The 12,132-nt window shown below is 39.5% G+C and carries 13 protein-coding genes; 4 read left to right on the top strand and 9 right to left on the bottom strand.

Annotation, left to right across the window (positions count from 1 at the left end; genetic code table 11):
• Positions 1 to 43: 43 nt before the first annotated feature.
• Positions 44 to 1,015, bottom strand: coding sequence for a hypothetical protein (locus JOD45_RS04190; protein WP_205002613.1), 972 nt, complete (start codon positions 1,013 to 1,015; stop codon positions 44 to 46).
• 242 nt (positions 1,016 to 1,257) lie between these two features.
• Between JOD45_RS04190 and JOD45_RS04185 the strand changes: the two genes are divergently transcribed.
• The 3 genes from JOD45_RS04185 to JOD45_RS04180 all read left to right on the top strand — a co-directional run bounded on the left by JOD45_RS04185 (position 1,258) and on the right by JOD45_RS04180 (position 3,224).
• Entirely contained in the window at positions 1,258 to 2,517 is a 1,260-nt protein-coding gene (locus JOD45_RS04185; protein ID WP_205002612.1) for a helix-turn-helix domain-containing protein, read from the top strand.
• Positions 2,518 to 2,533: 16 nt separating this feature from the next.
• The gene (locus JOD45_RS16730) at positions 2,534 to 2,665 is read left to right on the top strand and encodes a hypothetical protein (RefSeq protein WP_275583921.1); all 132 of its coding nucleotides are present in this window, start codon (positions 2,534 to 2,536) and stop codon (positions 2,663 to 2,665) included.
• A 322-nt stretch (positions 2,666 to 2,987) separates the two neighbouring features.
• On the top strand, positions 2,988 to 3,224 hold the full coding sequence (locus JOD45_RS04180; RefSeq protein ID WP_205002611.1) for an indolepyruvate ferredoxin oxidoreductase subunit alpha: 237 nt from the start codon (positions 2,988 to 2,990) through the stop codon (positions 3,222 to 3,224).
• Positions 3,225 to 3,370: 146 nt separating this feature from the next.
• Here the strand turns inward: JOD45_RS04180 and JOD45_RS04175 are convergent, their stop codons facing one another.
• The 5 genes from JOD45_RS04175 to JOD45_RS04155 form a co-directional block, all read right to left on the bottom strand.
• A complete protein-coding gene (locus JOD45_RS04175) occupies positions 3,371 to 3,853 on the bottom strand; it encodes a helical membrane plugin domain-containing protein (RefSeq protein ID WP_205002610.1) in 483 nt (160 codons plus the stop codon).
• The gene (gene fdhF, locus JOD45_RS04170; RefSeq protein ID WP_205002609.1) at positions 3,846 to 6,809 is read right to left on the bottom strand and encodes a formate dehydrogenase subunit alpha; all 2,964 of its coding nucleotides are present in this window, start codon (positions 6,807 to 6,809) and stop codon (positions 3,846 to 3,848) included. Before fdhF ends, JOD45_RS04175 begins: the two co-directional genes overlap by 8 nt.
• A 156-nt stretch (positions 6,810 to 6,965) precedes the next feature.
• Positions 6,966 to 8,120 (bottom strand): site-2 protease family protein, encoded by a 1,155-nt coding sequence (locus JOD45_RS04165; RefSeq protein ID WP_205002608.1) that lies wholly within the window; start codon positions 8,118 to 8,120, stop codon positions 6,966 to 6,968.
• Between the two features lie 119 nt (positions 8,121 to 8,239).
• The gene (locus tag JOD45_RS04160; protein ID WP_205002607.1) at positions 8,240 to 8,830 is read right to left on the bottom strand and encodes a histidine phosphatase family protein; all 591 of its coding nucleotides are present in this window, start codon (positions 8,828 to 8,830) and stop codon (positions 8,240 to 8,242) included.
• Between the two features lie 182 nt (positions 8,831 to 9,012).
• Positions 9,013 to 9,810, bottom strand: coding sequence for an MBL fold metallo-hydrolase (locus JOD45_RS04155; RefSeq protein ID WP_205002643.1), 798 nt, complete (start codon positions 9,808 to 9,810; stop codon positions 9,013 to 9,015).
• Positions 9,811 to 9,883: 73 nt separating this feature from the next.
• Between JOD45_RS04155 and JOD45_RS04150 the strand changes: the two genes are divergently transcribed.
• Entirely contained in the window at positions 9,884 to 10,189 is a 306-nt protein-coding gene (locus JOD45_RS04150; protein ID WP_205002606.1) for a hypothetical protein, read from the top strand.
• 194 nt (positions 10,190 to 10,383) lie between these two features.
• Here JOD45_RS04150 and JOD45_RS04145 read toward each other — a convergent pair whose 3' ends face one another.
• From JOD45_RS04145 to JOD45_RS04135, 3 genes are read right to left on the bottom strand one after another with little or no spacing between them, the layout of a single operon-like run.
• Positions 10,384 to 10,914, bottom strand: a complete 531-nt coding sequence (locus JOD45_RS04145; protein WP_205002605.1) for a hypothetical protein — start codon at positions 10,912 to 10,914, stop codon at positions 10,384 to 10,386.
• Positions 10,915 to 10,945: 31 nt separating this feature from the next.
• Positions 10,946 to 11,377 carry a disulfide oxidoreductase gene (locus JOD45_RS04140; protein WP_205002604.1) on the bottom strand — a complete coding sequence of 144 codons (432 nt, stop codon included), beginning with the start codon at positions 11,375 to 11,377 and terminating at the stop codon, positions 10,946 to 10,948.
• A complete protein-coding gene (locus tag JOD45_RS04135) occupies positions 11,370 to 12,125 on the bottom strand; it encodes a DsbA family protein (RefSeq protein ID WP_205002603.1) in 756 nt (251 codons plus the stop codon). Before JOD45_RS04135 ends, JOD45_RS04140 begins: the two co-directional genes overlap by 8 nt.
• Between the last annotated feature and the right edge of the window lie 7 nt (positions 12,126 to 12,132).

Genomic DNA, 12,132 nt, shown 5'->3' with positions numbered 1-12,132 from the left:
TGACATTTGACAGTGTAAAAAAGAACCACTATCCGATATATGGTTAGTGGTTCAGCAGTACATTATTCTTACTATTATTTTTCCTTTTTATAGGCCATTGGACAATTCGGGTGATTTTCTTTTTGGCATGGCTCCAATAAACGATTGTTTCGGTCTCTTGATTAAAGATAAGCAAATGTTCTCCCTGTGTTCTGATATCTTGCGCCTTTGGTATTTGAAAGCTTTCTGTTTTTTTAGTGGCGGGATCGAGATAAATAATGCTTTCAGCCCTTCCTTGGGACATATCAATACCATGCAGGATCAGCTGTCCATCATAGCTGAATATTTGCCTCGGCGATACAGAAACCGGTATTTCTTCAACATCATTGCCGCAAAAATCAATACATAATACAGAACCTGTGTTAGGAGAATAAAGCGGGCAAACCGGAATGTAAAGAAGGTTATCTTGAATAAGCACTCCTGTTGGGAAAAAGCCTTGGCCAAGCACCTTGCAGCTTACTTCCTGACCGGAAATGGTATATAAAACAGCTTCATTAGTTTCAGCCAGATAACTTGTAATATACAGTACATCGCCCAACTTCTCCAAATCCCAAAGGAAACCGCTAATATCCCAATGTTCTAACAGTCTTTGATCTTCCTTGGCATATTTGTAAATATATCCTTTGCTGTCGACACCCTCGCATGCAGCCAGAATGCAATCATCATACTCATACAACGTTGCCGCCTTGCCGTTAACTCTAAGGCTTTTGACTAATTGGCCGCAGCTGTTAAAAATATAAATGCTGGAAGCGCTTTGACCTTCAGCCGTCTTTTCTGTAAACCAGTAAAAGCCATTGGTATCAAGAAGGAACTGATCAAAACCGGCCGTTTCCTGGAAGGATTCATCAATCATATCCACAAACGTATTAAATAACACGGATTGCGACTGGAAGGAATTTTTGACGTCATCAATGGTACCGGCATTCTCCTCACGCACTGTCTTAAGATCGGCTTTTTCATTAAACATCCTGACCATTTCCACCAATCCTCCTTTAATATTAAAAAAACAAGGATTCTTAATAAAAAGCTAGAATATATTTTTAATAACCATTTAGTACTAATGTTTCAAATTAAATTGATAAAAGTGTGAAATGATTTTCTATATTTCTATCATACCAGAAATAATGGTACTCTTTTATTGGGAAAATTGATTCAAAATACATAAAATATTAGGGGGTATGATAGTGAATTTTCCCAAAGCAAAAAGGATGGTATATCATGATAGGAACCCGCATACGATATTATAGAAAAAAATCAGGGATGACCCTGGAACAGCTATCCGAAGGCATTTGTTCAGTTTCTTACCTCAGCAAAATTGAACACGGCGATAAGTCAAGCGAAGACACGATCAAACGCCTTTGCGAGAGGTTGGGGATATCTTATGAGGATGTAGATAACCAAGAAGAGCTGGATGAAATTAATGAGTTGTTGGATGAGTGGTATAAGGCAATTAGGGATCAAAATATAAACATAGTAAAAGATATAGAAAATAATATTACAATAAGACTAAAAAAAATTGAAGATCCTCATCCCTTATTAAAATATGATTTATATAAAGTTAGGCTTTTGCTATTAGAAAGAAATTTTGATGGAGCCTATTCATTACTTGAGGAAGTTGAAAAATTTAAAGACATTTTCACAACAGAGTTACAATACTTTTTCTTTCATTTTAAGAGCATCTATGTTTATTATAACAATGAAGACTACGAAAAAACTTTAAGTTATTTAAAAAAAGCTGAAGAAATTTTAGAAAACAAACTTAACCTTTCTGAACAAGAGTCAGCTGAATTATATTATCAATTAAGCTTAAATTATATTTATTCCTATAAAATAGGAAAAAGTATTAATTATGCTTATAGAGCTTTAAACATATTTGAGAAAAATTATAATTTAAAAAGGATTTCGGATTGCCAAACATTACTCGGTATTTGTTACAGACGTATTCATAATTATCAACAAACTGAATACCACTACCGGCAAGCTCTAAAATTTGCAGAATTATATGATGATGATGAGCGTCGTGGTATTATTCATCATAATATTGGATTTGTTTATTCATGCCAAGGCAAATCAAAAGAAGCTATTGATCATCTTGGAAAAAGCCTTAAATACAGGATTAATATTGATCCCAAAAGTCGTTGTTACACTTTATATTTATTAGCAAAAGAATTTCTGAACATAAAAGAAACAAATAAAGCCCAAAAGATTATTTATGAAGGGTTATCATTGGCAAAAAAGCATAACATCAAAGATTCTTATTTTGAATTTAAAATACTGGATGTTCAAATTAACAATAAAGATTGCTACGAATCACTATTAAGAAAAGAAGCAATACCTTTTTTTAAAAAAAATAATAAATGGGAACACGTTTCCGAATTCGCTGAAGAACTTGCCAACTACTACTATGATAAGGGACAATATAAAAGTGCAAGTCAATATTATAGACTAGCAAATAATGCTAGAAAAGAAATTAAATAAGATTGGGGGGATCATTTTGAAAAAATTTATCTTTGGTCTTTGTGCCATTGCCTTTGTTACAAGCTTATCTTTTACACATTTAAATTCTGAAAAAAGTTTAGCACATGAACTTAATCCACCAGCAGCAGTAGCTTATAACGATCTTTAAAAATTAAGACAGTTATCCAAAGGGATAGCTGTCTTAATTTTTATATTTGTTTAAATGCTGTTTCACTTAGCAGTATAGAAAAACACTTATATCCAAAATAACTTTTGGACAATCTCCCTCCCAATTCAACTTTTAACCATAAACCCTTCCTTGCTATTTATAAAATGTTATGATATAAAAATTTTATGATATATTCCATTAAATAAACATCTAACCGTTTATTTAAAAATATTTAAAACTTCACCACAGATTGGGTTATACTTAAAACGAAGTGTTATAATTGGTTTAGTTTTAATCCGAACTGGAAAGGGGGACTTTTCAAATGGCATTTGTAATCACATCACCATGCAAAGACGAAAAAGCTGCTGAATGTGTTGAAACATGCCCCGTTGATTGCATCGAAGAAGGAGAAGATATGTTTTATATCGATCCGGACGTTTGCATTGACTGCGGAGCTTGTGAAGCAGTATGCCCTGTCGAAGCGATTTATCCTGACGATGAGGTGCCTGAAGAAGAACAGGAGTATATTCAATTAAACAGGGATTTCTTCACAAAATAAATCCATACAATGACAGCGCTCCTTTAAAAAGGAGCGTTTATCCTATTAGATGTTTAGGTTTGCTTTTTTCCTGCTCAATTTCTCCTATATATTCCAAGACTTTTCTGATACAGACCTTGCAACTTAAATGAAAAAAGGAACGGAAATCATTCCGCTCCCTTACCTTTCCCCGCCCCTTTCAAAAAGCCGACCAGTGCCGTAATCGTACGGTTGACATCCGGGTCTTTCAAAGCTTTTACAAGCCCAAAAAGGGTTGTATGCTTACCGCTGTTAATTTGTTTTTCCGCCTCATCAATGCCTGCATTGACATGATCGATTAAGCCATTCAATTTTTTCACTTCCAAATTGCCGAGCATTTGAGCCAGATTCATGGCATGATCTATTGTATCGCTTATACCGGGCTTATTAAGTTCGCTAACCGCAATAGCGAGAACCTTATCGCCTTGGCCGAGCAATGCGTTTAACAGATCAAGGATACCGCGCTCCTGCAATTTAACGACAATTTCTATCAGCGACTGTACCGCCTCTTTGTTTTCTAATAGGGCTGAGAGCAATTGATCCGCTTCTTGCTTTTTTTGAACCTCAGGATCTATTTTCATCCGTTCAATTTTTTGTATTGGACTAGCCATTGGTCCTCAGCTCCTTTTTATATTTAACGAGATCCCCTGGAAACACATAATCGTCACGTTCCCATTTTCTTTCGACTAACACGCCTTGTTGCGGTGTTCGATTTCCATAGCGGTGATTATTTGCCGGCAGCGGGTTTTCGCCTTCAACCTCCAGGACTTCCATGCGAACGGCGGTATCTTTATATGCCGGCGTATCAGTGTCTTTGTCAACTTCGCTCGATGTTAACCGATTAATCGCGGTTTCGCCGTTGTCATTCATTGGAATATACAACTCCTTTCCGCGAACGCGGTCTGTGACGACAACACGCCCTTTACAAGCGCCGTACGGCGAGACAAGGCGAACGGTCGACCCATCCTTAATGCCGCGTTCCTTTGCCAATTCAGGTGAGACTTCAATGAATGCATGCGGCGTTTTCCTCTTAATCCCTTCAGATTTATACGTGAGATTGCCTTCATGAAAATGTTCAAGCAGACGGCCGTTATTGACATGTAAATCATATTCAACGCTTGTTCCTGTCGGTTCGGTCCATTCAACCGCAAAAAAGCGCGCCTTACTATCATCAAACGGGAATGATTTTTCATAGAGCAGCGGGCTGTCAGTACCGTCTTTAGCGACCGGCCATTGCAGACTGTTATAGCCTTCCAGACGATCATAGCGAACCCCGCTAAACATCGGTGTGAGTTCAGCTGCTTCATCCATAACCTCTGAAGGATGCTGATAAGACCAGTCAGCGCCTAAATATTGAGCAAGCCGCTGAATAATTTGCCAATCCGGCATTGAATCGCCTAACGGTTCCAGCACTTGATAAATCCGCTGAAAACGGCGTTCCGTATTTGTAAACGTGCCGTCCTTCTCAAGGCTCGGACTGGCCGGCAAAATAACATCGGCAAATTGAGCCGTTTTTGTCAAGAAAATATCCTGAACGACAAAGAAATCAAGCTTTTCGTAGGCTGATTGAACGTGATTGATGTTAGAATCAATAATGCCCATATCTTCTCCTTGCAAAAACAGCGCTTTTAAGCGGCCGCCATGAATCGCTTCAACCATTTCATGGTTGTTTAAACCAGCCTCTGCAGGAATCGTGCAGCCCCAAGCCTCCTCAAAACGTTTTCTAGCCTCATCATCCGAAACATCCTGATAGCCAGGGAGTTTATTTGGCATGCTGCCGAAATCACTGCAGCCTTGCACATTATTATGTCCTCTAAGCGGATAAGCGCCCGTACCTTTTCGCCCGTAATTTCCCGTCGCCAAAAGCAAATTAGAAATGGCTGTCGATGTATCGCTGCCGCCCTTTTGCTGCGTGACACCCATCGCCCAGCAAATCACAACTGAGTCAGCCTGGCGAATTTCTTCGGCCACCTTCATTAAAATGTCTTTCGATATTCCTGTCGCTTGTTCTGCATAGTCAAACGTATACTTAGCTAAGCTTTTGACATAGTCATCAAAACCGTTCACTCGCTGCTCAATAAAATCTTTATCTGCCCAGCCCTGGTCAATAATATATTTCGTCACAGCCTGAAGCCAGACGAGATCAGATCCCGCTTTCGGATGAATAAACAGATCGGCGCGTTCAGCCATTTCGTGCTTGCGTAGGTCGGCAACAATCAGGCGCTGTCCATAAAGTTTTTGGGCCCGTTTGATTTTTGAGGCAAGCACCGGATGGGATTCAGCTGTATTAGAACCAATGGTTATCACAAGATCAGCTGAAGCGATATCCGAAAATGATCCGGCATCGCCGCCGTAGCCAACCGTTCGGAATAAACCGATTGTGGCCGGGGACTGGCAGTAGCGGGAACAATTATCCACGTTATTCGTTCCGATGACTTGCCTGGCCAGCTTTTGCATGAGATACGACTCTTCGTTAGTAGCTTTTGATGACGAAATGACCCCTATCGCATCGCTGCCATATTGTTTTTTAATCGCCTTTAACTTATCGCTGACCGTTCTCAGAGCTTCGTCCCATTCAACTTCAACAAAACGGTCGCCTTTACGGACCAGCGGCTTCGTTAACCGTTCCGGACTGTTGACATAGTCCCAGCCGAACTTGCCTTTCACACATGTCGAAATGCCGTTTGCCGGGGATTCAGGGTGCGGCTGGACTTTTAGAATTTTTCTGTCTTTTGTCCAGACATCAAAGGAACAGCCGACACCGCAATAGGTACAGACCGTTTTCGTTTTCTTGATTCGTTCTTCCCTCATAACGGATTCAGCATCGGAAATGGACATAAGGGAACCGTAGCCGTTCTCCACTTTTTTGGTCAGCTCTATCATAGAACGCAGCGTCCCTTTTTCAATACCTGATAAAAACCCCGCTTCACCAACCATGCCCTTTTCCATCATTGCATTGCACGGACAAACGGTGGAACATTGGCCGCAGTTAACGCATGAAGATGTATCAATTGATGTCCCGCCGTCCCAAACGACGCGCGGACGATCCAGCGACCAATCAATCGAAAGCGTTTCATTAACCACAACATTTTGACAAACTTCTACGCAACGTCCGCACATAATGCATTGGTCCGGATCATATCTGTAAAAAGAACCGGTGAAGTCCTCCTCATAAGGCTTGTGCTCAAACGGTTTATCTTGATGCTCGATCTCCATAGCCTTTACCGTATTATGAATGTCACATGTCCCATTATTATAATCGCAAACCGTGCAATATAACTCATGATTTGCTAGGATCCGGTTCATGGCAATGCGGCGGGCCTCTTTTGAAGCTTTTGTTTGTGTATTCACAGCCATTCCGGCTTGTACAGCCGTTCCGCAAGCCCTCTTTAACTCTCCATCGACTTCAACAATACATGTATCGCAGGTTTGAATAGGCCCCAGACTTTCATGATAACAAACACTCGGGCATGCAATACCGTTATTTTTGATCAGCTCTATTAAGCTCTGTTCGGGATCAGCAAGATACTCCTTTCCGTCAATTTTGACAATGGTATGTTCCGGCATGAAACCTCCCCCTTAAAAACTTCTCAAAATCATTGTAAGCGTTTTAACCTAATTATACATGAGGCGATATTCACGGAAAAGAAATGAAATGAAAAGCGGCGGCCCCCTGACTCATCATTGGCGCCCGCCGCTGTCAAAGTTTTACATCCTTTCTCATTACTCGTATATATATTCCAAAGAAACATCTAAAACCTGCCTGGCGTAAACAAATAAGAAGGACAGACATGCAGCCAGCAAAACATAAGCAATCAGCACTTTCCATTTTGTTGACGGCTTGGCTTTATAATATTCTTTTAATGCACTCTTTTCTTTCTCTAGGGCGGTGATCTCCTGATTAGTCTGATTAATTTTTCTTTCGATGCTTGAATAGTCGGGCGCCTTTTGCAAAAAGGCCGTCAATTCTTCATAGAGGTTCATTTCATATATAAGGGCATCCTTCTTCAAGCGGTCTTTATCCTGAATGAAAGGAACATACCATTTTTTCATGTCTGAGAGCCGCATCTCAATGTCAGCTATGTGCTGGCGAAGCGTTCTTAAATGATACATAATCATCGTTTCATTAATCATCGGCCCGTCTTCATCATCAAAACCGTAAACATAAAAAATATCGTCTTTAAATTTTTCCAGGCTTTCAATCATCTTTTGTTTGGCTTCAATGCGAAGATCTATTTTCTTTCGTTTATAGCCTTCACGCGCTCGGTTCCACCATGTTAAAAAGCCGAAAATTAAAATTAAAAACATGATGGGCGTTGGAGATAAAATAATCAGCACCAATAGAGCAATAAGTGCAACAAACCATATTTTTGTCGAGAGCACACCCACGATTCGCCCTCCATCCAGCGGAGATACTGGAAACAGATTAAATAAGTTCAGCATAGCTCCCAGCACAACAACAAGCGCCCAATAAGGCTGGTGAGTCAAGTAAAAAAGGATAATAGCAGGAAAAATTGAAATCAGCCCTGCAAAAGGCCCTCCATAAGCAAGAAACGCCTCCGTTGCCGCATCTTTCGGCTGCTCCTTAATACCGATGACCGCCCCGAGGAACGGTATAAATACTGCGGGTGATGTTTTGATCCCCTTTATCTTAGCGGCAACCAGATGTCCCATTTCATGTACGAAAATGAGATAAATAATCGCTGCCGCAAATCCCCAGCCAAAGAAGACAGCATAGCCCGCCAAGGAGACAACTAAACTTATTAATGTACCGCCAAATTTGGAAAATTTTAATACGGCGAGCAGCCATTTCAGTTTAGTTAATATAAGTAATCCTATTGTCACTAGAATGCCTTTTTTCGTCTTATTTTCAGCCATAGATATTCTCCTAAGAAAACTTTACTAAAGTTTAACATAATATATATGAACATTTGAAAATAATATTTGCTGTATTAGACTTAACTTTTGCTATGATCTTTATTGCCTTATGATGGTTTTTAACTTAAATGTTCCTTTTCATTACATAAACCGATATGCCAGTCGTTATTCATATAATAAATGCTTGAAATACTGCAGTTATCAACATAAATATCGTCTCTTTTCAACGTATTTTTAGAAACAAGCGCCAGAAGCGTTTTAATTAATCCGCCATGAGTGACAGCTATAATCCGCTTGCCTTGCCATTGATGCAAAAGATGATTAAGCAAACGTTGCGCGCGCTTTTCTAAATCAACCAGTTCCTCCATCCCTTCAATCGGCCTGCTGTTAAATATTTGAACCCTTTCTTCATAAGTCAACCCGGAAGCCTTGCCGTAATGCCTTTCAATTAAATCGTCTTCAATATAGATGGGAACATCCTTATCGAGGTTAGCGGCAATACGTTCAGCCGTTTTGACTGTCCGCTTTAAAGGACTTGTGACGAAAGCATCCCAGTCTATTTTTCGGGCAAACTTGCCAGCAGCGTTTGCTTGAGCTATCCCTGTTTCATTTAATTCAATATCTTCGCGCCCTTGAACTTTTTTTAATTTATTCCATTCGGTTTCCCCATGACGGATCAACCATATTAACAGCTGTTTGTCGTTTTGCAAAATTCTCTCATCCTTTTAAGTGATTTGTATGTATTTCATATCTTCGGGGGTACCGGCTGCGGTTATGATATGCCCCATAATTATCCACCTTTAAAACATTTACTTCACAGTGAACCAAAGTGCATTTTCCTTTATATACATGTTCAATCGCTCTGTTTGCGCCAAGTAGTGAAGATAACTTGTCACTGCCGTTCGGTACAGCGCCCACTGGAGAGCACCTTTAACTCTATATCCCATTCCCGGCAAACTTTTTGGATCAATTGTTCATGGGATAAACCGTCTGATTCGTGCTTCAGTAATACTATGATTCGTGATAGAATATCCTCATGAAATTGAATATTCTTCCGGATTGTTTCTTTGAAATTTTCTTCAAATACCCCATGTCCGGGAACCGCGCCTTTAACTGAGAGAGCGAGCATTTTATTCAGAGAATCCAGCGTGCGTCTTAGATCAACCAGAAAGGGTATGCGATGCTTATTCAATGCACCTGTAGACATATAGCTGTCTGCGGCAAATAAAACGCCTTTATAGATGACGCCCATTTGGTTTTCAGTGTGTCCCGGCAATGACATACATTCTAATGATGCTTCTCCTAATCCCATAGAACCTTCTTTACAATATTCATCGACTTGAACAGGCTGTCCTTCAATAAATTTGTTCCTAAGGGATTCATGCGGTTCGCTGCCTTGAAATAAATATATCGGTTCCCACTTGGGATACCGTAAAACATCTGCTTCCACTTTTGGAGCCAATGTCATAACCTTTCTTTGTTGCAAAATTTTATAAGCGCCGCCATAATGGTCGGCATGTGCATGAGTAATGAGCAGATGAGTTAAAGGCCAATCCAGTTCGTCCAATTGTCTCAGCACTTTTTTAGATGCTGAGGCATCAAGTCCTGCATCAATCAGGATGCCTGTCGAACCTTTTTTAATATAGCCGACATTGACCGGGCTTTGAAAATAGTAACATTCGTCAGTTATTTTTTTAACTCCATATGAATAACCTCTCTTTTTAGGTTAATGTTTTTATATTTTGGTGAAAGGATGTTAAGCCATGAATATTAAAAAACGCGGTGACCTTATCGTCGACTGCTTTGGAAACTACTATTACGCGATTGATCAAAAGGAAGATACCCTTATTCTTGTCAATGCCTTTATGGATCTTTCCTTTCGCCGCAAACTTGATGATATCTATTTTGAAGAATATCAAGGCGAATTTATCGGAGAACATGCCATGAATTTATTAAAAGGCAACATTGAAATGATTTTAAATCAAAAAAGCAAACTAAACATCTACACTTTAGATGAAGTGGAAGAGCATTATGACGTCATTATTGATCCCTTATATCAAAAATCATAAGTCTTAAAACCTGGCGCCGAATGATCAAATCTCGTGTCAAATTTATATATTCTTTGCGAACGGGCAAAAACCTGCCAATTTTCATCGTTCAAAAAAGGGCATATATATAAGGAAAAAAACGTTTGGTCTTTTCGCCAAACGTTTTTTTCTACCATTATACGCTTTTTTATTAAGGATAAACCGCCCTATACCTTCTAATGATCATTTCTTTTCAATCTCAATCTATTAAAAATAAAATACCCGATTGCTAAAATGATAATAACGGCTAATACGATCGGCCAAATGATTGATTGAATGCTCCTTGGCTTTTCCACTTTCCATTCCGTTTTCATAGATTCCGGTTGAATGTTTCCTTGATCTTTCGTTAAGGCGAAAGCCATGACTTGCCACTTTCCGTCCCACGGCAAGGTGACGGTACCTTTATAATTCCCTTTTTGGTCGTTCGTCAATTTGCGCTTAATGATTTCATTGCCCTTTTTGAAGAAAGCATAAACAACCACATGATTGTCATCTTTAATACTTTGTTCAGGGTCTTTTTCATTAATACTTGAAACATGGACTGTAAAGGGAATTTTCTTGTTGGCAATAGGTTCTTTATCATTTGTTAGACTGGTGATCATTAATCCGGATTGATGATGGTTATCCTGCGCAGATGCTTGTGATGCGACCAAAAAAGAACACACACTGAAAATAAATAGAACACGCCATATGGTCTGCTTAGCCACCTTGACTCCCCCAATAAGCTCTTATATTGTTTTAACGCCTAAATTTTCTTAAATCAATCAATAAAACAACGGTGATTAAAACAAAAGCCAGCAGAGCAAGAAAAGGTATCGTGATAAAGCCAAACCAATCAATATACTCACCGCTGCAAGGAATCCCTGACCGGCATATTCCCCCGAACAAACCTAGTTTCTGTTCACTGTAATGAATGATTGACACGCTGCCGCCGATGATTGTCAACGGCAGCGTATAAATACTAATCGAACGATCATTTCGAAAGCAAGCAATGCCTAGAATAATCACAAGCGGATACATAAAGATCCTTTGTACCCAGCATAATTTGCATGGCTCAAATCCCAAAATTTCGCTGAAAAATAAACTGCCGAGAGTCGCTGCAATAGCGACAACCCAGGCAAAATAAAGACGCAAATTCAAAGCATCATTTGATTGAGCTGGTTTACTCATTGGCAGCTTCCTTTATGGCCTCTTTTATTTCTTGATAATTAAACGGATCAACCTGCTTGCCGTTAATATACAGTGCCGGTGTGCCTTTGACGCCAATATTTTGAGCCATGCTGTAGTCCTTAACAATATCATCTTGGTAAGACATATTGTTAATATCGTTTCTTAATTTGTTCATATCAATCGAAGGCACCGTCTCCTTTGCAATTTTCAACAGCAATTCTTTAGTCACCCAGTTTTTATCTTCAGGACCTTGGCTTTTATATAATTTTTGGTGGAATGCCCAAAAGCCTTTTGGATCTTGGTGAAAAACAGCTTCAGCCGCATTAGCCGCCAGCTGTGAATTTTCTCCGAAGATCGTGTCATTTATAAAATAAAATTTTGCTTTTCCAGTATCAATAAAATCTTTTTTAAGCTTTGGAACTATCGTTTCTTCGAATTTTTTGCAGTAAATGCATTTATAATCCCCGAATTCCGCAATGCGTACAGGCGCATCGGCTTGTCCCATCATCGGTTGCCCGTTATAGTTAATGGCTGCTTTCGTTTGCGTTTGTTTTCCGGCATTTGGGCTCGGTTCAGCTGTTTTATTTTTGTTGATATTTTGCAGAACGATGGCCACTATCCCAGCAATAAGCACCACGACTATGATCGTGCTGATAACTATCATTTGTCTTTGTCTTCTTTTTTGCTTTTGGTTTTCCCTTTCACGCTTTCGTTGTTCTTTTAATCTTTTCTCATGATTATTTGCCATTTCGCCA

This window comes from Scopulibacillus daqui (genome assembly GCF_016908855.1).
GTDB lineage: Bacteria > Bacillota > Bacilli > Bacillales > Sporolactobacillaceae > Scopulibacillus_A > Scopulibacillus_A daqui.
The sequence above is the reverse complement of the archived record's forward strand: the minus strand, read 5'-3'. Positions and strand labels throughout refer to the sequence as shown.

What these genes read in the sequence shown, in the direction of transcription:
- JOD45_RS04150 (WP_205002606.1), top strand. Translation starts at nt 9,884, where the DNA reads ATGAATATTAAAAAACGCGGTGACCTTATCGTCGACTGCTTTGGAAAC.
- JOD45_RS04140 (WP_205002604.1), bottom strand. Translation starts at nt 11,377, where the DNA reads ATGAGTAAACCAGCTCAATCAAATGATGCTTTGAATTTGCGTCTTTAT.
- JOD45_RS04165 (WP_205002608.1), bottom strand. Translation starts at nt 8,120, where the DNA reads ATGGCTGAAAATAAGACGAAAAAAGGCATTCTAGTGACAATAGGATTA.
- JOD45_RS04175 (WP_205002610.1), bottom strand. Translation starts at nt 3,853, where the DNA reads ATGGCTAGTCCAATACAAAAAATTGAACGGATGAAAATAGATCCTGAG.
- JOD45_RS04185 (WP_205002612.1), top strand. Translation starts at nt 1,258, where the DNA reads ATGATAGGAACCCGCATACGATATTATAGAAAAAAATCAGGGATGACC.
- JOD45_RS04135 (WP_205002603.1), bottom strand. Translation starts at nt 12,125, where the DNA reads ATGGCAAATAATCATGAGAAAAGATTAAAAGAACAACGAAAGCGTGAA.
- JOD45_RS04190 (WP_205002613.1), bottom strand. Translation starts at nt 1,015, where the DNA reads ATGGTCAGGATGTTTAATGAAAAAGCCGATCTTAAGACAGTGCGTGAG.
- fdhF (WP_205002609.1), bottom strand. Translation starts at nt 6,809, where the DNA reads ATGCCGGAACATACCATTGTCAAAATTGACGGAAAGGAGTATCTTGCT.
- JOD45_RS04180 (WP_205002611.1), top strand. Translation starts at nt 2,988, where the DNA reads ATGGCATTTGTAATCACATCACCATGCAAAGACGAAAAAGCTGCTGAA.